Source organism: Corynebacterium mustelae (assembly GCF_001020985.1).
GTDB classification, from domain to species: Bacteria; Actinomycetota; Actinomycetes; order Mycobacteriales; family Mycobacteriaceae; genus Corynebacterium; species Corynebacterium mustelae.
In genome coordinates, this window is sequence record NZ_CP011542.1 from 2749326 (window position 1) to 2771092 (window position 21767).

20 protein-coding genes, 1 tRNA gene and 1 CRISPR repeat array (1 of these 22 only partly in view) are annotated in these 21767 nt (G+C 53.7%); of the genes, 7 read left to right on the forward strand and 14 right to left on the reverse strand.

The features are described from left to right. Window positions 1-4803: direct repeats of the CRISPR family, unit length 28 nt; unit sequence GTTTTCCCCGCGTGAGCGGGGATGTTCC (it extends 706 nt beyond the left edge of the window). A 381-nt stretch (window positions 4804-5184) separates the two neighbouring features. Continuing rightward, on the forward strand, window positions 5185-5946 hold the full coding sequence (locus tag CMUST_RS12230; protein WP_052844740.1) for a DNA glycosylase family protein: 762 nt from the start codon (window positions 5185-5187) through the stop codon (window positions 5944-5946). Between the two features lie 28 nt (window positions 5947-5974). Here CMUST_RS12230 and CMUST_RS12235 read toward each other — a convergent pair whose 3' ends face one another. From CMUST_RS12235 to CMUST_RS12260, 6 genes are all read right to left on the reverse strand, one after another. Then, entirely contained in the window at window positions 5975-6520 is a 546-nt protein-coding gene (locus CMUST_RS12235; RefSeq protein ID WP_047262755.1) for a DUF1697 domain-containing protein, read from the reverse strand. A gap of 7 nt (window positions 6521-6527) precedes the next feature. Beyond that, window positions 6528-7622, reverse strand: a complete 1095-nt coding sequence (locus CMUST_RS12240; protein ID WP_047262756.1) for a hypothetical protein — start codon at window positions 7620-7622, stop codon at window positions 6528-6530. Window positions 7623-7624: 2 nt separating this feature from the next. Beyond that, window positions 7625-8896, reverse strand: coding sequence for a glycosyltransferase (locus CMUST_RS12245; RefSeq protein WP_047262757.1), 1272 nt, complete (start codon window positions 8894-8896; stop codon window positions 7625-7627). Between the two features lie 8 nt (window positions 8897-8904). Then, on the reverse strand, window positions 8905-9777 hold the full coding sequence (locus tag CMUST_RS12250; RefSeq protein ID WP_047262758.1) for an ATP-grasp domain-containing protein: 873 nt from the start codon (window positions 9775-9777) through the stop codon (window positions 8905-8907). A gap of 3 nt (window positions 9778-9780) precedes the next feature. Next, on the reverse strand, window positions 9781-10692 hold the full coding sequence (locus CMUST_RS12255) for a PIG-L deacetylase family protein (RefSeq protein ID WP_052844743.1): 912 nt from the start codon (window positions 10690-10692) through the stop codon (window positions 9781-9783). A 307-nt stretch (window positions 10693-10999) separates the two neighbouring features. Then, window positions 11000-11082, reverse strand: a tRNA-Leu gene (locus CMUST_RS12260). An 84-nt stretch (window positions 11083-11166) separates the two neighbouring features. On the opposite strand from CMUST_RS12260, the gene CMUST_RS12265 reads away from it, so the two are divergent. The 3 genes from CMUST_RS12265 to CMUST_RS12275 all read left to right on the forward strand — a co-directional run bounded on the left by CMUST_RS12265 (window position 11167) and on the right by CMUST_RS12275 (window position 13225). Then, window positions 11167-11565: a hypothetical protein gene (locus CMUST_RS12265; RefSeq protein ID WP_047262759.1), complete on the forward strand. Its 399-nt coding sequence runs from the start codon at window positions 11167-11169 to the stop codon at window positions 11563-11565. Window positions 11566-11576: 11 nt separating this feature from the next. Beyond that, window positions 11577-11924, forward strand: coding sequence for a DUF3817 domain-containing protein (locus CMUST_RS12270; protein WP_047262760.1), 348 nt, complete (start codon window positions 11577-11579; stop codon window positions 11922-11924). 131 nt (window positions 11925-12055) lie between these two features. Then, window positions 12056-13225 (forward strand): HNH endonuclease signature motif containing protein, encoded by a 1170-nt coding sequence (locus CMUST_RS12275; RefSeq protein WP_047262761.1) that lies wholly within the window; start codon window positions 12056-12058, stop codon window positions 13223-13225. Window positions 13226-13264: 39 nt separating this feature from the next. Here the strand turns inward: CMUST_RS12275 and CMUST_RS12280 are convergent, their stop codons facing one another. From CMUST_RS12280 to murI, 4 genes are read right to left on the reverse strand one after another with little or no spacing between them, the layout of a single operon-like run. Beyond that, window positions 13265-13879, reverse strand: a complete 615-nt coding sequence (locus CMUST_RS12280; protein ID WP_047262762.1) for a non-canonical purine NTP pyrophosphatase — start codon at window positions 13877-13879, stop codon at window positions 13265-13267. Next, window positions 13879-14607, reverse strand: a complete 729-nt coding sequence (rph, locus tag CMUST_RS12285) for a ribonuclease PH (RefSeq protein ID WP_047262763.1) — start codon at window positions 14605-14607, stop codon at window positions 13879-13881. Before rph ends, CMUST_RS12280 begins: the two co-directional genes overlap by 1 nt. Window positions 14608-14646: 39 nt before the next feature. Next, a complete protein-coding gene (locus CMUST_RS12290) occupies window positions 14647-15414 on the reverse strand; it encodes an MBL fold metallo-hydrolase (RefSeq protein WP_047262764.1) in 768 nt (255 codons plus the stop codon). A 50-nt stretch (window positions 15415-15464) separates the two neighbouring features. Beyond that, window positions 15465-16283, reverse strand: a complete 819-nt coding sequence (gene murI / locus CMUST_RS12295) for a glutamate racemase (protein WP_047262765.1) — start codon at window positions 16281-16283, stop codon at window positions 15465-15467. Between the two features lie 131 nt (window positions 16284-16414). On the opposite strand from murI, the gene CMUST_RS12300 reads away from it, so the two are divergent. Beyond that, entirely contained in the window at window positions 16415-17254 is an 840-nt protein-coding gene (locus CMUST_RS12300) for a GDSL-type esterase/lipase family protein (protein WP_236690113.1), read from the forward strand. Window positions 17255-17288: 34 nt separating this feature from the next. Here the strand turns inward: CMUST_RS12300 and CMUST_RS12305 are convergent, their stop codons facing one another. From CMUST_RS12305 to clpS, 4 genes are read right to left on the reverse strand one after another with little or no spacing between them, the layout of a single operon-like run. Further along, entirely contained in the window at window positions 17289-17897 is a 609-nt protein-coding gene (locus CMUST_RS12305) for a rhomboid family intramembrane serine protease (protein WP_047262767.1), read from the reverse strand. Continuing rightward, on the reverse strand, window positions 17894-18859 hold the full coding sequence (locus CMUST_RS12310) for a P1 family peptidase (protein WP_047262768.1): 966 nt from the start codon (window positions 18857-18859) through the stop codon (window positions 17894-17896). Before CMUST_RS12310 ends, CMUST_RS12305 begins: the two co-directional genes overlap by 4 nt. Then, complete coding sequence (locus CMUST_RS12315; protein ID WP_047262769.1) at window positions 18856-19404, reverse strand: DUF2017 domain-containing protein; 549 nt, start codon at window positions 19402-19404, stop codon at window positions 18856-18858. Before CMUST_RS12315 ends, CMUST_RS12310 begins: the two co-directional genes overlap by 4 nt. A gap of 5 nt (window positions 19405-19409) precedes the next feature. After that, window positions 19410-19733: an ATP-dependent Clp protease adapter ClpS gene (gene clpS, locus CMUST_RS12320; RefSeq protein ID WP_083987568.1), complete on the reverse strand. Its 324-nt coding sequence runs from the start codon at window positions 19731-19733 to the stop codon at window positions 19410-19412. Between the two features lie 121 nt (window positions 19734-19854). On the opposite strand from clpS, the gene CMUST_RS12325 reads away from it, so the two are divergent. After that, complete coding sequence (locus tag CMUST_RS12325; protein ID WP_052844745.1) at window positions 19855-20421, forward strand: CAP domain-containing protein; 567 nt, start codon at window positions 19855-19857, stop codon at window positions 20419-20421. A 39-nt stretch (window positions 20422-20460) separates the two neighbouring features. Further along, window positions 20461-21765, forward strand: coding sequence for a nicotinate phosphoribosyltransferase (locus CMUST_RS12330; RefSeq protein ID WP_047262770.1), 1305 nt, complete (start codon window positions 20461-20463; stop codon window positions 21763-21765). Window positions 21766-21767: the final 2 nt, after the last annotated feature.

Genomic DNA, 21767 nt, shown 5'->3' on the forward strand with positions numbered 1-21767 from the left:
CCGCCACAATGACACTTCGCTGATTAGTTTTCCCCGCGTGAGCGGGGATGTTCCGTTGAAAATGTGGTGTATAACCCTGATACTCAGGTTTTCCCCGCGTGAGCGGGGATGTTCCGCCGACACAAAGATACTTCACTGATTACGCTGCGTTTTCCCCGCGTGAGCGGGGATGTTCCTGCATAGCCACTCTCAGATGGGGTTTAGCTCTTGTTTTCCCCGCGTGAGCGGGGATGTTCCTATCTATCACCAACCCCACAATGGAAGGACAAGGTTTTCCCCGCGTGAGCGGGGATGTTCCTGACACTATCGAAAATTTGGACGAACGCAGAACGTTTTCCCCGCGTGAGCGGGGATGTTCCAGCGTGGAGAACGCGATTAGCCAGAATCACGCTAGTTTTCCCCGCGTGAGCGGGGATGTTCCGCCCGCCTGCTCTCGCAGGTGCTCCAACTGCACGTTTTCCCCGCGTGAGCGGGGATGTTCCGGGTGACTGAAACCTTGTCTTTCGTAATCCAGTGTTTTCCCCGCGTGAGCGGGGATGTTCCGTGGGATCCGGGTTCGGGTCGTGGGGTGCCAGGGTTTTCCCCGCGTGAGCGGGGATGTTCCCGTCAACAGGGTCGCCTGCTGAGATGGAGATTGGTTTTCCCCGCGTGAGCGGGGATGTTCCTACGGGTGCCGTAACGGTGCGTACCGCATAAAAGTTTTCCCCGCGTGAGCGGGGATGTTCCGCTTGCATGAGCTGCTGAAACCAGCAACCCCGCGTTTTCCCCGCGTGAGCGGGGATGTTCCGATCGGTTGGTTGCAGCGTTCGCTGAATGCTATGTTTTCCCCGCGTGAGCGGGGATGTTCCGTGCCGAACCATGCGGGGGAAAACGTTCGAAATGTTTTCCCCGCGTGAGCGGGGATGTTCCGATCGGTTGGTTGCAGCGTTCGCTGAATGCTATGTTTTCCCCGCGTGAGCGGGGATGTTCCGTGCCGAACCATGCGGGGGAAAACGTTCGAAATGTTTTCCCCGCGTGAGCGGGGATGTTCCGATCGGTTGGTTGCAGCGTTCGCTGAATGCTATGTTTTCCCCGCGTGAGCGGGGATGTTCCGTGCCGAACCATGCGGGGGAAAACGTTCGAAATGTTTTCCCCGCGTGAGCGGGGATGTTCCGCGACCGGAGCTGGTCAAGTGTCCCCTGATAGGGTTTTCCCCGCGTGAGCGGGGATGTTCCCTAACCCGGCGCAAGAATGAGATCATAGCGGAGGTTTTCCCCGCGTGAGCGGGGATGTTCCTGGAATTATCCGAGTTCGATTCAATTCAAGGAAGTTTTCCCCGCGTGAGCGGGGATGTTCCCCGCAACCTACACTTTTGAGGTAGATGGTGAGTGTTTTCCCCGCGTGAGCGGGGATGTTCCCGGCTAGCGAACGGCTTCCCGAATCAGTCTATGGTTTTCCCCGCGTGAGCGGGGATGTTCCTTAATTTATAAGGGTCGCCTTATAGATAGTGCGGTTTTCCCCGCGTGAGCGGGGATGTTCCTTCCCGTAGTAATTTACCGTGATGGATATTGGGGTTTTCCCCGCGTGAGCGGGGATGTTCCGGGCCTACCGAAGGGCCTACCGTTTTCCCCGCGTGAGCGGGGATGTTCCACCTCCGATCAGGTCACACTGTCCGAGGGGTGGGTTTTCCCCGCGTGAGCGGGGATGTTCCACGGTATTTTGATTGCTCGCCACGTATCTGCGCTGTTTTCCCCGCGTGAGCGGGGATGTTCCTCCGAGTGCAACCCGCAGCTTTTCGATTGCGGGGTTTTCCCCGCGTGAGCGGGGATGTTCCGTAAACGCGCCAAAAACCGTGTGCTTATCAAAAGTTTTCCCCGCGTGAGCGGGGATGTTCCTTCGGACTTGCCAACGACCACATGCCAAAAGCAGTTTTCCCCGCGTGAGCGGGGATGTTCCTTCCTCACGGAAAGTTTTTGCAGCTTCCAGCATGTTTTCCCCGCGTGAGCGGGGATGTTCCACACCCCGCTACCAGCGGGGTTGACAACTTTTTGTTTTCCCCGCGTGAGCGGGGATGTTCCCTACGATATGGTAGTTGCTAATACTCACGGCTAGTTTTCCCCGCGTGAGCGGGGATGTTCCTTAGATTATCTAGGGTCATTACAGCTCCTAAAGGTTTTCCCCGCGTGAGCGGGGATGTTCCTTAGATTATCTAGGGTCATTACAGCTCCTAAAGGTTTTCCCCGCGTGAGCGGGGATGTTCCTAGTCATGTAAGGCAATCAATCCAAAAGGTAAGGTTTTCCCCGCGTGAGCGGGGATGTTCCTCAATCAAAACCCTCTCAAACTCACTCAAAATAGTTTTCCCCGCGTGAGCGGGGATGTTCCGGCTGCAAAAACCAAAAACCACCCTAGGGTATAGTTTTCCCCGCGTGAGCGGGGATGTTCCCATAGGTGAAGATATTTCATGGTCTTGTAGACCGTTTTCCCCGCGTGAGCGGGGATGTTCCCAAATACCTCAACGCAACCCCAATCGAACGGAAGTTTTCCCCGCGTGAGCGGGGATGTTCCTTCCATCCGTTCAAAAAACGAATCTTCGCATTCGTTTTCCCCGCGTGAGCGGGGATGTTCCCATGTGAAATATCTGTGCGACGAATACCTAGGGGTTTTCCCCGCGTGAGCGGGGATGTTCCCAATTCGGACACTTTGTGTTCCCAGTCAGCTTTGTTTTCCCCGCGTGAGCGGGGATGTTCCTTACCACCGACAACACCACAAAAACAGCAAACAGTTTTCCCCGCGTGAGCGGGGATGTTCCGCGGTGTGATTCTGTGTGAGTCCGAGGGTGGTCGTTTTCCCCGCGTGAGCGGGGATGTTCCTTCTTTTCGCACTTCGTCAAGCATCGCCATTACGTTTTCCCCGCGTGAGCGGGGATGTTCCGAAAAACTAATTTCGCAATCGGCAAAAACACTAGTTTTCCCCGCGTGAGCGGGGATGTTCCTTGGAGTATCGCCCCCAATTTCCTCACGGAAAGGTTTTCCCCGCGTGAGCGGGGATGTTCCGGGGTGGCGACTTCCCCTAGTTGACAAAACATGGTTTTCCCCGCGTGAGCGGGGATGTTCCGTTTTCCCATGTAGATGGTACTATCTGGAACCAAGTTTTCCCCGCGTGAGCGGGGATGTTCCGGGCGATTTGAAGGCGGCGCAAACGGCGTTGAAGTTTTCCCCGCGTGAGCGGGGATGTTCCCGGCATGGGGGAACCCCGAGTGTTTCACACCATGTTTTCCCCGCGTGAGCGGGGATGTTCCGCATCGAACCTTTATCCGCGTGGGTGCAGGAACGTTTTCCCCGCGTGAGCGGGGATGTTCCGGCTGCAAAAACCAAAAACCACCCTAGGGTATAGTTTTCCCCGCGTGAGCGGGGATGTTCCGATGAGTATCACGGTAGGGATATGGACGGCTACGTTTTCCCCGCGTGAGCGGGGATGTTCCTGCGACCACAAAACCCCACCACAACCACCAAAAGTTTTCCCCGCGTGAGCGGGGATGTTCCGTCCAACACCTCGCCGAACGCATCTACCAACTAGTTTTCCCCGCGTGAGCGGGGATGTTCCTCCGTCTGTGATTGCGTGCCAGATTGTTTTATCGTTTTCCCCGCGTGAGCGGGGATGTTCCGCCGTTTTATATAAACCTTGTTTGCTAAAGGAAGTTTTCCCCGCGTGAGCGGGGATGTTCCGTGGAGTTGGGCTGCGAGAGACAAAGAGGTTAGGTTTTCCCCGCGTGAGCGGGGATGTTCCGCACGGAGTCGAGCGGAACCCATGGTGAACCCGGTTTTCCCCGCGTGAGCGGGGATGTTCCCGTGAATGCGCCGAGTTCAGGAGGCTGGGGCAAGTTTTCCCCGCGTGAGCGGGGATGTTCCTGTGTGGTGTTGTTGGTGGAATTGTTCGGTGTTGTTTTCCCCGCGTGAGCGGGGATGTTCCGGAGACTTTCGAGTCGCAGCTTACTCGGATCATGTTTTCCCCGCGTGAGCGGGGATGTTCCGGGAAACCTTACTGACACGTTATTTGAAAACTCGTTTTCCCCGCGTGAGCGGGGATGTTCCGTCCAAAACATTAATGATATTCGAGTTCGCCCGGTTTTCCCCGCGTGAGCGGGGATGTTCCTGTTTCCCGCGCCCACAACAACCGCAACCAATGGTTTTCCCCGCGTGAGCGGGGATGTTCCCACACGCCACCGCAACCCCCACCCACACTGCACGTTTTCCCTGCGTGAGCGGGGATGTTCCGGTTTTACCGCTACGTATTGCGCCTTCCCAGATGTTTTCCCCGCGTGAGCGGGGATGTTCCGCCGGTCGGCACCCTAAAAAATAAGGAAAAACAGTTTTCCCCGCGTGAGCGGGGATGTTCCTACATACGTTCAACATCAAATCGATTAAAGATCGTTTTCCCCGCGTGAGCGGGGATGTTCCGCTTCAGCCCGGCGATGACATCGCCATGTTCTTGTTTTCCCCGCGTGAGCGGGGATGTTCCGCACAGCGCGGAATCGGGATCTATGGCTGGTACGTTTTCCCCGCGTGAGCAGGGATGTTCCCCCTGCGTCATGCCAACACCGTCGATCTCGAAAGTTTTCCCCGCGTGAGCAGGGATGTTCCCTGCGGAAATTTCCCGGTTCGACGGTCGCACACGTTTTCCCCGCATGAGCAGGGACGTTCCCTCCCGAATTTCGACTTTTCCGCCTGTTGCTTTGTTTTCCCCGCGTGAGCAGGGATGTTCCCTCCAGCTCGTAATACCGTTGCCCTGCGGGGGTGTTTTCCCCGCGTGAGCAGGGATACTTCGACAACCAAGAATGAATAGTGTGGAAATCAGATCGCAGCATCTGAACAGGTTTATACCCCAAACATCGCCGTTTTCTGGCTGCACGTTTCTTACTTTGAGCGAGAATGTCACCAGAACTCACCGAGACGATCGGTTAATATACAGTCCTTATATGCATCGTGTCACTGAGATTCTGTTGGCTGAAACAGACAAAATTTAACCCAAAGTTAATTAGTTCTTCGTAGTTTCCGATGCACACCACAAAACGGACAATTCCCATCACTAATTAGCATGCCAGTTCGAATTCCTATAGCCTTAACCGTATACGCAAACCGACAATCATGTTCACGTTTTCGGTTTTTTCATTAGCCCTATCCCTGATTCGGAGAAGGATATTCCTCATGCCAGATACCTCGCATTACCAACCTCATATGTCTGTGGTTATGACAGATCATCCGGCGTGGTTAGCGCAGAAAGGTGGGCGGCTTCGTATGTGGCGCCGGGTAGATGGTTGCATTCAGGAGGCAACAGTTACGGATGCAGGCAGGTGGGTTGCTGGTTCATCTTCTGATCAGGACCCACAGATTATTGCGAGTATTTCGGAGTCTGACCAGGAAAGCTCAATCGTTGTGCGAAGGTGGGCCACAACCGATCTTTGGGAGGCAATCGCCGCTGGTATTGTGCGGCAGGTTATTCGCGCTGATCAAGCACGGAAGCTTTATTCGGTTGCGGCGCAGCGCCTTGGCGATGAATATACACCCAGCTTCCGCGGATTTCCGAGTGCACAGCAGGTTTTATTGCGCCCGGTTCAGGATTTCGTAGATTGCGGCCTGGCGTTCCAGGTCCCGAAGTTGAAGGCGGCGGCCGAATGGTATGTCGCCGCCCCTGCTGCCCCACTGGAGTTAGATGTCCTTGCCAATCAGCTTGGTGAGATTCCTGGCATCGGCCCGTGGTCGGTGGGCGTTATTATCGCGGATATCAGCAACGATTTTGCGTGGTATCCCTATGATGATCTCGCGGTACGACGTGGTGCGCAGCGGCTGTGGCCGGATTATGGGTTTCCGGATAAACCCGGCGCGTTTGCCCGGCGATGGGCGGAATTCGCGGGTAAGAATCTCGCTGAGTTCACAGCAGTGGCGCTTTCGGGCATAGCGTCGTTGTAGCCTGCCACCGGTGCTGCGTTGAAAAGCGTTATATCTTTTTCAGCAATCTGATTATTGTGCCCCGGGTGCGGGTGGTGGCGACGCCACTGGTTGCGGTTTCGATTTCGCGGGTGGGGCTGCCAGCAGTGTTGTTGCGTTTGCGGATGGTTCCCAGCGCGATGCCGTCGTCGATAGCGAAGATGGTCACGTCGTTTTTGGGATTTGTCCAGGGCAGTTCCCAGGTTGGTTCCGTGTTGCTTCTGAAGAACGTGACGGTTTCACGGTAGGTGTCATCGTTGGTGTGGTGAGCGTAGCCATCATTGATGACGATCTTTTTGAGGCGATCGATGGGAATTATGAAGTAAGCATCGTCGTAACCGCAGGTGTGCGCGATGGTTTCCGTTGCTTGTTGGGTGTGTTTGTCGGGTGTTGCGGTTGCGATTATCACTGTTCCATTGGTTTGAAACGACGTTGCGGCTTCGCAGCCAGCATCACGAAACGCGGCTTCCAATTGGGCGCGGTTGGGAGAACCTGCATGACCAAGGTTCATATTCCGGAAAAAGACTACGTAATTCACGCCTGCGGTTCCAAGCATCTGTTGGTTATTGCCCAACCCAGATTTCCCCCAATGTCGTCCAGTGTTCGTCGGTCATTTTACTGGCTGGGGTTACTGAGACGTGGTCAGCCCCTCCTTGGGCGGAGTAGCGCAGTGCTAAGGCCATGTCGGCAGGGCTTACTGTGGTGTCGTTATCGCCCCATAGCCCTACGGATATGGTGTATCTGTCGCCGTATCGGTCGCTGAGCGATGTGGCTAGTTCTTGGGAGTACCTGGCGGGTTTGTCGTTCATTACGTGGTAATTCCATACTCCGATTCGGTCGGCTTGGCTGAGTAATACGTCGTAGTCGTGGCCGGATAGTGCTCGGTCGGAGGTTGGGTCATCCCAGGGGGCGCGTACATCGAGTTCCAGTTGGGTGTTGTCTGGTAGTTGATCTTGGATTTTTTCTGCCAAGTGGCGCAGTGCTTCGGATCGCCATTTCCCCAGGCTTGGGTCGGCGGTGTCGATGCTGGTGCCGGTGCGTGGCCAGTCGGTGGCGCCGCTTAGTTTTTTATAGGATTCGAGATCGTCTTCGCCGAAGGTGTAGTCGTCGAACATCAGCTCAGTCAATACGATGCGTTCTGGGTTGTATCGTTGTGCTAAGTATTCGGCGAGTTCAATGATGCGGTCGCCTACGTCACCGTCGCGTAGCGCGGTCACGGAGGCGAAGTCTGTTGAGCGTTTGCCGTTGGGGGAAACTCCAGCAAGGCTGGGGTCGTCGGCGATCATGGCTGGGACCAAGGTGTCAATGATGAGACTGTAGTGGAATGAGTCGCCGAGGGTGGTCATGGCGGTTTGCACCGGGTCGGCGGTATCGTCAAGGGCTTGGGAATCCGTATACGCAGGCCACGGGTGCGCGACCCATTCGACCCGGCCCACCCCCAGCCCCACGGCGTTGGCGCCGACGGTTTTCAGTTTGTCGGCGGCCCCCGCCCAGTCGTAGTCGAGGTTGGAGACGTCTTCGAAACCGAAATTAACGCTGCGTTCTTCGGGTATGGGGGCGTTGTTAAGCTTTTTTAGCTCGGAGCTGGACCCGCACGCGCTGAGTAGGGTGATGCCGGTGGTTGATAATGCGAGTTGGAGAAATTGTCGACGGTTCATTGTTATGCTTCGCTCCGCTCTTGCTTTTCGACGCTAAGCCCTTCGATACTTATCGTTCCGGTTCGTTCGAGCTTGTTCCAGTTCTTTTCCGCTCCTCGAATTTCGAGAATGACCGCCCATCCTAACGCAAAACCCATGACGGTTGCATAGATCGGCCACAATGGAAATACCCAAAAATACCGAAGATCTTTCCACGCTTTGTTAAGAGCTATCGAATAAAGCAACACAATCAGTGCCAAGCTGAGTCCGATTAAGCTTATCCACCCGATGAAGTCGTGCGGGAGATCATCTGGCTGGACGACAAAAACCACCGGCAATCCGATTAAGACGATAATCTGGGCCAATGGAACCACTATCATGCTGAGGGTGTTGAACAACAAGTAAATGCCGAAGGCGCCGTATCGGGGATTGCCAATCATGTCTTTATGGATCAACGTTGCTTGCAGCATGCCTCGCGCCCACCGCACACGTTGCCGCCATAAGCCGCGCAGTGTTGAGGGGGACTCCGCGTAAACGACGGCTCGGGGGGCGAATTTTACGGTGTAGCCAGCCCGGTGCATGCGCCACGTCAGTTCGAGATCTTCACCGAGGGTATCGGTGCGCAATGCCCCTGCTTTTTCCAATGCCTCGCGGCGAAACATTCCGATATTTCCGGACACTACCGGCAGGCAATCGATGACGGACAATGCACGCCGAATAAAGCCGGTCCCAACATGAGAGATCAATGACAGCAGTTTTGTTAACACCCGGTCTAGATTTACCGGGCGGTCGTCGCCGCTGACTGCCCCCACTTTGCGATTTTCAAACGGACGCAGCATTTCATTGATGGTGTCTTTGCCAAAGACACCATCTGAATCTACGTACATGATGAACCGACCATTAGAGTATGCCGTTCCGGTGTTTAGGGCTGCACCTTTGCCGGAATTTGGCTGGTCAACGAAGATAGTTTTTGGGTATGTTCGCGCTAATTCACGCATGGTGTCAGCCGTGCTATCCGTTGAACCATCATTGACCAAAATTAATTCGTAGTTTTCATAATTCGCAGCCACGATCGATTGCACGCAGCTTACCACCACCCGGTCTTCGTTATAGCCGGGAACGATAATGCTGACTAGAGGCTCCTCGCGCTTGGGCGTTTTTGCTTGTCGACGCCTCCTGCGCGCGGCTTGCAGCTCAAAAATAGCGGACAGGGGGATAAAGAGGATTTTTATCGCCCCAATCCAGAAAATAAACACACTCAATGCCGCAACGGTGGCGGTCACCAGTACCGACATCGACGCTGTCACTCCGTCGAAAAGCTAAGAACAGCTTCAAGAATCTCCGGTGCCAGTGAACTATTGGCACCAAACCGGGCGTTAACCTCCAACACCACCGGCCTGCCATCTACCATCCGCCGAATATCCAAGTCCACCGGGCCCTCCAACTTCAACGCACGGCATGCCCGCACCGCAAGCATCGCAACGTCCAATGCCTCAGAAGTATCAATCAACTGCACTAATGGTGCTTCAGTTCCACAAAAATCCTCACGCTTCTTGTGCACAACTGCGACTAATTCCCCACCACCTTTGGCATCCATATGCACCATAGGAGCATATTCCTCACCCGGCGCGAAAGCCTGAATAATGTAAGAATCATCGTACGCAGCCAAATTAAAGGCCGCCGGTGAGCGGTGCACCTTGAACCCTCGACCTCCCCGAGCCACCCGCGGCTTAGTGATAATCACCTCACCGAGCTTGGCGAACACGTCCTCCGCATCCTTGAAATCACTCGGCAGCCCAAACGGCGGCACTGAAACCCCCGATTCACGCAACGCCCGCATGGTAAAAAGCTTATCGAAGCACTTTTCCACCGCCTCCGGCGCGGAAATTACCACATGCGCATGAGCAAAAACCCCCACATTCGCAGCCTTAGCCACCATTAAAAGTTCATCCGCAACCGTCGGAATGAGAACATCAACCTGGTATTGCTGAACCAATCGCGCTAAATGATTAATCATCTCCGGGTCATGCGCCGCAGGAACCAACTCAAACGCATCAACCTCAGCAACCGGAACCTCCTGCATATCCACCCCAATGACGCTATGCCCGCTGGTAGCCAATTGCTTAACCAATGCCCGGCCAGCTGGGCCGCCAACGCCAGTAATCAAAATATTCATCTTTTACTTCAACCCCGCAATCGAATCCTTCAACCGTACAATTTCAAACCCTTCAGCTAATTCCACCTTTCCTTGCGCCCCTCGGAAATTAGCCATTCCCTTCAATCGATCACAACGCAAATAACGCTTGCCAGCCTGATCCCGGTGATCCTCAACCGCCTTGACCTTAACATTCATGTAATCCGTAATATCAATGAAAACTGCTGGGTTAAATTCCGCAGTCACCGACGGCGATTCAAAACACAAAATCGATGGATGCTTCCGGGCGGCACGCAACACTGCGTAATGCACCGCCTGATGATCCTGGTGTTGATCGTGTATCGAATGGGTGAAAATCACTTCAGGATTAATCTCATTGATCTTGGCCTCCACAATCTCGACCATCTCCATGTTGTGATCCTCCAACCGGGTATCTGTCAAAGAATACACATCAATGTGAGCGATCCCCATAGTCCGGGCACCATTGCGTGCCTCATCTGGGCGAACCCCCCGATTTCCACCTTCACGACCATCACTCATCACAATCGCATGAATCTCATGTCCTTCATCGCTCAACCGCGCCAAGGTGCCACCACAAGCGATCTCCAAATCGTCTGGGTGTGCGCCCACCGCCAGCACCACTTTCGGGTGCGTAGCACGCTGCGGTGCCGCGATTCGATTGCGCAACAGCACAACCAACAAACAGCAGCAACCGCCAATAATCATTGTCAATGGAATAGTAACCGACCAGGCCGCTTCCCCATTCATAATGAGGATCCCCAAAGCGATAAGAACAAGAGCCAATACCGCTATGAACGCACCGCGGATCTGCGCCCCCGCAGCAAACCGCTTGAAGAACACCGCGCGACCATTAGGCGAAAGCGCATACCCAATAAGCGCCACCACCAACAGCATTAAAACAATATAGAGGGCCATGACCAGCCTTTTCTTAGCGTCAGATTAATAAAGATCATTACTTTCAATTTTGCGCAATAGATTTAGCTGTCCACTGTTTTCAAATAGAAAAATAACGATACAGTCACTAACAATATCCAACCTGACTCAATCGCGGGTAAATACATCATGAAAAAATTTTCATTTTTCTCATAGGGTTTCACAATTGCTGGTCACGTTCCCCCATTGGGGAAATTCGAAGCGTGCAAACCAAACGCAACAACACCCCCAAATGTGCTAACAAAATAAGGCACCTTCCCAATGGGGAGGTGCCTTACCTATTCACAAGTGCGCCCGGGGAGACTTGAACTCCCACGTCACTAAGACACTGGAACCTAAATCCAGCGCGTCTGCCAATTTCGCCACGGGCGCTTGCTCTATGCATTCTACAACTAAACCCCCTATCGAACACAAATCAGCAAGCTCAATTTGCCCAACACGGTATCCTTAAACGTTGTGAGTACCAACGAAGAAACCCCCCGCCCAATTAAGAAACTCAAAGTCAAAGCGTGGCACATCTTCTTCCTTGCCATACTCATAGCCTGCACACTCGGCCTCGCATGGTGGCAATGGACCCGATTCCAATCCGGAAGCGGAACCTTCCAAAACCTAGGATATGCCCTCCAATGGCCGTTCTTCGGGCTCTTCTTCGTTTACGCCTACAAAAAATTCATGGCTTATGAAAACGAAAAACGAGCATTCGAGGCGGAACAGGCCGATGAATCGGAACAGTTCACAATCCACAATGCCCCTAGCAATTTGATCGACGAGGAATTCCTACCCCAGAGGAAACAACTCACAATCGAAGAATACAACCAACAAAATCAACCCCGTCGAGGTACATCCCATTCCTAAGGAGACCCCCAATGACAATCCACCCAGAGCGCAAAAAACGAGTAAAAACCGCACTTACCTTTTTCTCGATCTCAGCATGGGTTACAGGCATATGGCTGCTTTTACTCACTGCCCGAATGATCGCCGAATACCTATTGGGGATTTCAGTTCCCCAATGGATGCACTACGTTGGGCAAGTCCACGGACTGTTCTACATCATCTACCTCATCGCCACCCTAAACCTCGGAACCAAAGCCCTGTGGCCGCCACTACGCTGGCTAGTCACCGCACTTGCAGGATGCATCCCCTTCCTGTCTTTCTTCGTCGAAAAATGGCGGCGTGATGAGGTCACCGAAAAATTCCAACTCAACACCCCTTAATTATTGGGGAAATGTACTTCCCCAATAATTAGACTCAGAAAACACCCCAATCGGTTCCCAAATGTGAGATATCCCCTTTGACAGGGAAAATACCTTGCCACCTGGGCGTCGAAAAGCATAGGCTGCAGATTATGACCGCCACCCCGCTTCTCGACGCCTACGCCGCAGCCACCCGCGCCAGCGCAGGCATCCTTGCGGAAATCAAACGAACAAAACCCAAACCAGAACACCTTGCACATCAACTCGGAATTACGCACAACACAGCGACCCAGCTTCTACGCAACGCCACCTACTTTTCCGCCGAACAACTAACGGACATGGCGCGCGCCCAACTTACCATGGACACCATCACCACAATTGGGCGATTTTGCCGAAAATTATCCAATCTCGACATCAACCCAGACGAGTTCTTTCAACAATCAGTTAACCATGCGACCACCGCATCACTGACGGAATTGGCCGAACACCTAGCCACCATCGTCGCAAAGCACAATAGCGCTAAAGCCAACAGGCCCCGCGCCGACTGGGCGCGCTTCAGCCACAGCACCGACTGCGACGGCAAAGCCTACCTTAACATCAAAGCCCCAGCCGCCGACCTAGCACGCATCCGCAGCCTTATCGACGACGAAGCGAAACAAACCTTTCACCAAGGCCACGCCAGCAGCATAGCCGAAGCATACGCGCACATCATTACCAAGCGAATCATCGCACACAGCCAACCCATCACCGACCCCGAACCCAATCCACACAACTTTAAATACCGGCCGTTCGTCACAATCTGCCACCCCTGGCAACTCACCAACCACAACGGAAAATACGCCACCACCGACGGCAGCATAATCAACCCCAGCGAATTCGCCAATGCCATGCTCGAACCACTCGGCTGGGCAACCGTAGCCTACAAAACCCCAAACAACCAGCTCGAATTCACCCCACCCATCGAAATTCGCGCACGGCAAGCAACCGACGCACAACGGCTAATCCTCAGCAACGCCCACCCCATTTGCGCACACCCCGACTGTCGAATCCCCGCCCGATACTGCCAAATCCACCACATCAAAGCCTATGCAGCAGGCGGAGAAACCGACCTACCAAACCTTGTACCCCTGTGCCTTCGACACAACAAAGAAAACGACGACAACCCCACCAAACCCAAAAACGGACGAATAGAAAAAGACCCCACAACCGGACGAATAGGGCACCGACGAAAACCAACAGAACCACTAAGGCACAACCGGGCACCCATCGTCCAATACGGAGCCTTCGAACAAGCCATGCGCTACTTCGATACCAACCCCTAACAAGAACCACCCTTTAGGCCGAGAATATACTCCCTCGGCCTAAAGGTGCTGCCCAATGATCGGTGCTAATTGGAGCAACGCTTTACGACGATGGCTCACAGCATTCTTCTCATTGGGAGAAAGCTGCGCGCTACTACGCATGCCACCATTTTCAATCTCCTCATTGGGAACAAATATCGGATCATAACCAAAACCATTCTCGCCTTGAGGCTGCCGTAACAGCCGACCATCCCAACGACCTTCAGCGATGTACTCCTCCCCATTGGGGAAAACCAACGCACACACACTAACGAATGCTGCTTGGCGGCGGTCATCAGGAACATGCGCCATCTGTTCCAACAACAGCGAGTTGTTCGCGGCGTCGTCCCCATGGCTCCCTGCCCAACGCGCCGATAAAACTCCTGGACAACCGTTTAATTCTTCAACAGCAAGTCCGGAATCGTCGGCTAAAGTTATCATTCCAGTATTGGAGACACCTGCGCGAGCCTTGATGAGCGCGTTATCAACAAACGTACGTCCATCTTCGAGTGGTTCAGGGTATGTGGGGGCGTCGCGAAGTAAAATGACCCGAACGTCAGATAAATCAAACTCAGCCAATATCACTTCCAATTCACGAGCCTTTTTCTCATTATTGGAAGCAAGAAGAATCTCCATTATTTCCCCAATGCTGTCAGTTGGGCTTGAATTAGTTCTTGACAACCTTTTTCAGCGAAATCCAGCATGTCGTTGAGTTGCTGCCTGCTGAAGGTATTGTGTTCACCAGTGCCTTGGATCTCTACGAACTTTCCATCTGCAGTCATGATTACATTCATATCGACTTCAGCTCGCGAATCTTCTTCATAAGGCAGGTCTAGGCAGGTGTGCCCGTCAAGAATCCCCACCGACACTGCCGCTACAGGAGGAAGAAGCGGTTCTCCAGGCACCACTCCTTGTTTTTTCAAGAAAGCAATTGCATCAGCCAAAGCCACATAGGCTCCTGTTATCGAGGCTGTTCGGGTCCCGCCATCAGCTTGCAACACATCACAGTCAATTTGAATCGTATTTTCCCCCAATGCGGTTAGATCGATGGCTGCACGTAGGCTACGGCCAATTAGCCGGGAAATTTCATGAGTGCGTCCTTTAACTTTTCCTTTGAATGATTCCCGTGGCATCCGTTCGTGTGTGGCAGCTGGGAGCATTGAGTATTCCGCCGTCAACCATCCTTCGCCTGAGTCTTTTTTGAATCGGGGGACGCCGGTTTCGACACTTGCGGTGCACATCACTCTCGTATTTCCGTATTCGATAAGCACTGAGCCAGCTGGGTTGGTAGTAAAGCCCCGAGTGATCCGTATTGGGCGAAGTTGATTGGGGTCGCGGCCGTCTGCACGTGTGAAAACTGTCATGGTTGTTTACCTTAGTGCTTGTCGACGTTTCCCCAATACTCAGATCATCAATTTCAACCCCGAATACGCAACCTCAATGGGACCATCGTAGTGTTGTGCTGCTGATTCCTTCGCAGCTTGTGCGTCTACCCATGGTGGTATGTGTACGAGCACAAGTTTTTTCGCGCGGGCCTTGGTTGCGATAATTCCGGCTTCGCCGCCGCTCATGTGCATGTCGGCGGCTTTATTAGCACTGGTGTCTCCCCAAGTGGCTTCGCATAAGAAAATGTCTGCTTCATTCGCACATTCAATTAGTTCTTCGGTGTACGCGGTGTCCCCGGAGTAGGCGATGGTCTTTCCTGTTGAGTTTTCGACGATCCGTAGTGAATACGACTCGATGGGGTGAATTGCGGGGTATGGGGTTATGGTGACTGTGTCGAATAATTGGGGAATATGTTTTTCCCAATAGGTGAAGGCGAAAGTATCTGACATATCGTCTATTTCCCCTGGTATGTCTGCGCTTAGCCTCCCGAGGTGATCTGGTGTTGCGATTGGGCCCGCGCATAGGTTTCGAGCTGGTGCCGGTTGGGTTGGGTGGTATCGTCGCCAGACGAGTAGGGAGGGGAAGTCTAGGCAGTGGTCGGGGTGGAGGTGTGAGAATATTACGTGGGCGTCGTTGGGGTCGTGGTATTGTTGAAGTTTTGCTAAAACGCCTGGCCCCATGTCCATGATGATGCTTGGCCCGTGGTTGGGCTGTATGAGGTAGCCAGATGCTGGGTTGTGTGGCGCTGCTACGCTGCCGGAGCTTCCTAATACAATCACCTTCATGGTCTTACTTTCCCATGTTTTCCCCCAATAGGGAATTTTTTTGGTAGGGATTACATAGGGTTTAGCTTTTCGACGTGCGTCACATGCGGCCCCAAGAACCTTGTTGCAAGCTGTGCGAAGGTGCGGGGGTCGCCTGTGGATTCGAAGGTTTTGATTGGGGTTATGGTGTCGTCGGCAAGTAGATTGTGGTTGGTTAGTTCTTTGAGTACATCTTTGGCGGTTTCTTCAGCTGAGGAGACTAATGTTACGTGGTCACCAATTGCGAGTTGGATGACGCCGGAGAGCAATGGGTAGTGGGTGCACCCCAATACTAGGGTGTCTACGCCTTCGGCTTGTAGTGGTTCCACGTAGCTTTGGGCGACCCCGAGGATTTGTCGACCGGAGGTTATTCCGCGTTCGACGAAGTCAACAAAGCGTGGGCAGGCTTGGGCGTAGGCGGTGACATTGGGGTTGATTGCGAACAGGTCTTGATATGCGCCTGATTTGACGGTTCCTTCGGTTCCGATGACTCCTATTTTTCCGTTGCGCGTTGTTGCGATTGCGCGTCTGACGGCGGGTTGGATTACTTCGATGACGGGTACGTCGTATCGTTCGCGTGCGTCGCGGAGGCAGGCGGAGGTGGCGGTGTTGCAGGCTATGACGATCATTTTGCAGCCGCGTTCGACGAGTTGATCAGCGATGTTGAGTGCGTGGGTGCGAACCTCGGCAATTGGTAGTGGTCCGTAGGGGCCGTTTGCAGTGTCCCCAATGTAGGTGATGGACTCATTGGGGAGTTGGTCCATGATGGTTCGTGCAACGGTGAGGCCTCCGACCCCGGAGTCGAAGATTCCGATGGGGGCGTTGTGGGGGGATTGTGCTGAGGTTGTCATGTTCCCCAATGGTAGTGTTTTGTCCCCTTATTGGAGAATTAGTGGTTGTAACGTTTTGTTTGCTATGGACTATTTTTCTATATGTATTAGTCTTGATGGGTCTAGGTTTCCCCAATGAGAGGTCGGTTGTAATGAAGTCTCGTCGGTTTGTGGCTGCGATTTCTGCGGTTGTGGCTGGGTTTAGTTCGGTGGTAGCGGGCCCTGTGGCGGTTGCCCAGGAAAAGAATGTTGTGATGTTTGGTGATTCAGTTTTGGCGAATCCGACGTTCTTGTGGGCGGAGATTTTCCAGGGGCCAGGTAAGGCCACGAAGAATGCGCCTGGGGATTGGCGGTGTCCTCGTGGTGAGAGCCGGATTGCTGCTTCGTTGCAGCGGCTAATCGGTGGCAAGGTTGAGGATTTTGCCTGTACTGGCGCGGTTGCGTACGCCCCGATTGATGCCAATAAGAGTTTGAAGAAGCAGGTTGATACTGCGCTTAATCAGAATCAGCTTTCTCCTGCTACTACGAACGTCTTGATTCAGATTGGTGTGAATGACACGTGGAAGGCACCGGGTTTGTATCACATCCAATCGCAACGGTTTGTTGATGAGATGCGGGTGCAGGTTGGCCGGATCAAGGCTGCTGCTCCTAATGCCCGGGTGTCTTTTGTGAGTTATCCGGCAATGGTTGGTCCGCATGGTGAGACGTGCCCGTTCCATATTAATAATGCGCCGGCTCCGGTGATTCCGGTGGGTGCGGTTCGTTCAGCTTTGAATGCGGCTCATGATTGGCAGCGGCAGTCTGCTGCTGCTACTGGTTCGGATTGGATCAATATTGAGCCGGAAACGAAGGGGCATGATATGTGCGCGCCGCAGAATCAGCGGTGGGTTGCGGGGATTCTTGATAATTCAACTGAGCCGTACAACATTACAACACATCTAACGCATCGGGGTAATGATGAAGTTGCCCGGATTTTGAGCCGACACCTGTAATAGGAAACACCAGCCTTGTGCTGGTGTTTTTTGCTTATCGACGCCCTGCTGCCGCGCGTTTTGCTTGAAGCGCTGGCGGATCGTCGGAGGTGATGAATGCCCCTGCGATCATTCCCCCAATAGCGCCGAATAGGTGTGCTTGCCAGCTAACTCCCGGTTCACCAGGCAATACGCCCCATACCAGTCCGGAGTAGGCAAAAGCGAGGATTATCCCCAATAGGACTTGGTTGAGGCTGCGGTTGAAAATGCCTCGGACGATCAGATAGGCCAACCAGCCGTAAATGAGTCCCGATGCTCCAATGTGGGTTGTTCCGATGCCGCCGGTTAGCCACACTCCGACCCCGCCAACGACCATCGTGATCAGCGTAACTTCCCAATAGACGCGGGCGCCGGACCATCCGATGAGAAAAGAAAATACTGCGCCTGGGACGGTGTTGGCTATGAGGTGGTTGAAGCTGCCATGAACTAGTGGAGATGTCGCGATGTGCCAGAGGGTTGCCGGGTCTAGTGGCCGGATTCCAAAGTAGGCGAGGTTATTGGTGAATACGGACACGTTGATGATGTGGATCACCCAGATGATGATGGTGTATCCAATTGCGAAGCTCAACGCGGTTGTGATGCCGCCGCGGGTTGGTTGTGTCATGGGTGGACTTTCGTTGTGTCGTCGAAAAGCTCGTTTAGGGTGGTGAGCCCATAGCCGGGTTCTGCGTTCATTACTGCCGCGATGATGGCTTCTGATACGACCGTAGCTGCGGCGTGGGACAAGTGCCGCATGGTGTCTGTATCAACGTTTGCCGGTTCCTGAGCAGTAGTGAGGGCAAAAAGGGTGTCGCCGTCGAGTGGACTGTGGGCAGGTCGTATCGCCCAGGCTATCCCGTCGTGGCCCGCGATGGCGAGTCGTTTCGCTTGGGATTTGGTGATTGGTGCGTTGGTGGCTATCACGCCAATTGTCGTGTTCAGCTGCCCGGTATGGGATGCTAATGCGCGGTATTTCGCCAGGTTGATCCGAATATCTGGCCGCGCCCAGAGCGCACCAGTTTCTACGTCAACAATCTCGCCAACCGGGTTAGCAACGATCGCTGCGGCAACCACCCAGTCCCCGACGTGAGTCGACGCTTGCCCGAATCCGCCACGCAGTTTCCCGGCGGTTGCTCCGCAGCCTGCCCCAATGTTGCCATTGCTTTTCGACGGCTCCCTGGTCAGCGCCGCCTGCGCAGCCTGGTATCCATCCGTGGCCGTGGGCCGATTATCTGCATCTCCGACCAATAGGTCGAAGATGACTGCGGCGGGCACAATGGGGACTATCGGACCGGTCACGGATTCCCCCAATACCGGGAAGCCAATCCCGGATTTCTCCAATAGGGTCATGACGCCGTCAGCGGCCGCCAACCCGTAGGCGGATCCGCCGGATAATGTGATGGCATGAATGTGCTGTACCGTGTTATGCGGTTCTAGGAGGTCTGTCTCCCGGGTGCCTGGTCCGCCTCCTCGAACGTCAACTGCACAAATTGCTGGGGTTTCTGGCAGTATGACGGTACAGCCGGTATCTCCTAGGCTGCGGTGCCCAACTCGGATGCCGGGGACGTCGTCAAGCGTTCCACTCACGAGGGATGTTCTCCTGTCATTGCGCTCAACAGCGATTCTTGGTTATAGGCCAACCATTCCACTAAATTATCTCGGTCTTCCGCATGTTCTGTATCGGGCACATCGCTGGCTGCGAGGAAGAGCCGCATATCATTGAGTGCGATCAGCCAGGCGCGGGCTTCTTCTTCTGTGATGGTCACTGATATTGACCCGTCTGGGCCCACCGCCTCGCCCAGGATTGCGAGATTGCTCAGTTTTTCCTTGGTTATATCCGATTCGTGGAGGGATCTGAGCAATGAATTGTCGCCGTCGTATTCTTCGTCGCCGTCGCGTTCAAAATTAGGCAATAGCCGTAAAAGCGCTGGATCGGTCGGGGCGTCTTTGTGGCCGGAGGGCATTCCTGCTAATTCGGCTAGTTCGTCCCTTGGTGCGGATTGAGCCCGGTGCATAAGAGCATCGGCGACGGTGGCTGCAATATTGCCCAATACTTCTCTTTCGATCGGCTCGAATACGCAGTGGTATTTGGGCTGGCTAAAAATCCCTTTTTTGCGTTTCCATGATTTCATGTTTTCTAACCCGCCTGTTGCATGGTGGCCCACAGTCCGTGGGTGTGGAGCTTTTTCACGTCTGCTTCTACTTTGTCTTTTTCGCCGGAGGAGACAACTGCTTTTCCTTCGGTGTGGACTTGCATCATTAATTCCATGGCTCGTTTCTTGTCGTAGCCTAGAACCGTTTGGAAAACATAGGTGACGTAGCTCATGAGGTTTACTGGGTCATCCCACACGATGCATAACCAAGGTAGGTTTTCGCTGGTTGCCACGTCGACGACAATGTCCTCATCGAGTTCCGGCGAGGCCATTGGGGAAGACAGCGTGACTGTGTGGTTTGTGTTCATGGCTAATACAATAGTCAACCTCTTAAAGCCTGTGCACTGTAAGGGATAGTCAAAGTGTATTTCTTATGAGAAATTTCTTGGTAGAATGAGCTTCCGAAATGCAGGTGGAAGGTGTTAGGTGATGAATCAGATTGTTAATTGGTTGGTGCAGTGGATTCCTGGAGTGAACCAACCTGAGCGATATCGACACATCCAAAATTTGCTATCTGTGATTTTGGCGGCACTCACATTCGCGGGTGCAGCAGTAAATTCCTACAATTCCCTCACTGATGCTGGCAGTTCGGATAATAAGGCTGATCAGCCGAAGTTGTCGGAATTGGTTCAGCCGCTGGATACATCCCGGTTATGGGAGGACACCAATATCCGTAATGATTTGACCAATATTTTGAATCAATCTCGGATTGAAGCTGGCCGGAGCATCGTTGAGCCCAATTATGACTTGAGCATGAGTGCCCAGCGGTGGGCGGAACGTAACGCCATGACCGACAGTTTCAAGCCAACTCCGGACAACGTGGTTATGGTTCAGTCCTCATTGCCTTCTGCCGATGCAAAAGCGGCCCGGTTCTTAGGCGGTTGGTTCAACGATCCGCAAAGCCAGGAAGCGCTGGGGAAATCCGACTTACGCCATATTGGTGTCGGAGTTGCTAGTGCCAATGGCAAAACTTTTGCGGTGATTCAACTTAGCTAATCACAGGCTCGCCCATTAAGCTGGGGTGCTGTGAATCCTATGCAATCTACTGCCCTGTTAACAGACATGTATGAGTTGACCATGTTACAGTCAGCTCTTGCCGATAACACCGCGCACCGGATGTGTACCTTCGAGGTATTTGCCCGCCGACTGCCTAACGAGCGTCGTTATGGTGTTGTGGCGGGAACCGCCCGAGTGTTATCTGCCATTAAGGAATTCCGGTTCACCGAGGAACAAATTCAATCGCTGGATTTCCTTAACGACGAAACCCGTGACTACCTGCGTTCCTATTCCTTTTCCGGCCAAATTGATGGTTACCGTGAGGGGGAACTGTATTTCCCCCACTCCCCAATCTTGACGGTACGTGGGACTTTCGCTGAGTGCGTGATTTTGGAGACGGTTATCTTATCCATCCTCAATGCGGATTCAGCGATAGCCTCCGCCGCTGCTCGTATGGTCACCGCGGCGGATGGTCGCCCAATCATCGAAATGGGGTCACGGCGTACCCATGAGCTGGCCGCTGTCACAGCCTCTAGGGCTGCTTATCTGGCGGGTTTTGTTGCCACCTCGAATCTGGAAGCAGTTCACCGCTATGGCATTCCCGGCTCTGGTACCGCAGCGCACGCCTGGACATTGCTGCATATTAATGATGATGGTTCTCCTAATGAGGCCGCAGCCTTCCAATCCCAGGTGGATTCCCATGGGGTTGGGACCACCTTACTAGTCGATACCTATGATATAACCCAAGGGGTGAAAACGGCCATTGAGGTGGCTGGCACTGAATTGGGTGCGGTTCGAATCGATTCCGGCGATCTGGGGGTATTAACCCGTCAGGTGCGTCAGCAGCTGGATGATCTAGGCGCGCACAACACCAAGATCATCGTGTCCTCTGATTTGGACGAATATGCGATTGCCGGCCTGCGTGGCGACCCCGTCGATGGCTTCGGTGTGGGTACTTCAGTTGTGACTGGTTCCGGTGCACCTACCGCATCCATGGTGTACAAGTTGGTGGAGGTCGACGGACACCCCGTCGCAAAGCGATCGCGCAATAAGCAGTCGGCAGGCGGGACGAAGCGAGCCATCCGCACCCACCGGGATACTGGCACCGCGGTGGAAGAGATCGTATTCCCCTTTGACGCTGATATGCCGGATATCGGCCATTTGAATGCTACCGAGCTTACGATTCCGCTCATGCGGGATGGCGAAATTGTTCCCGGCCTGGCTACGTTGAGCCAGTCGCGTGATTACTTGGCCAAACAACTGATCACACTGCCGTGGGAAGGCTTGGCTCTAAGTAAGGATGAGCCCGTAATTAATACTCGTTACGTTGGGTTTTCGCGTTAGTA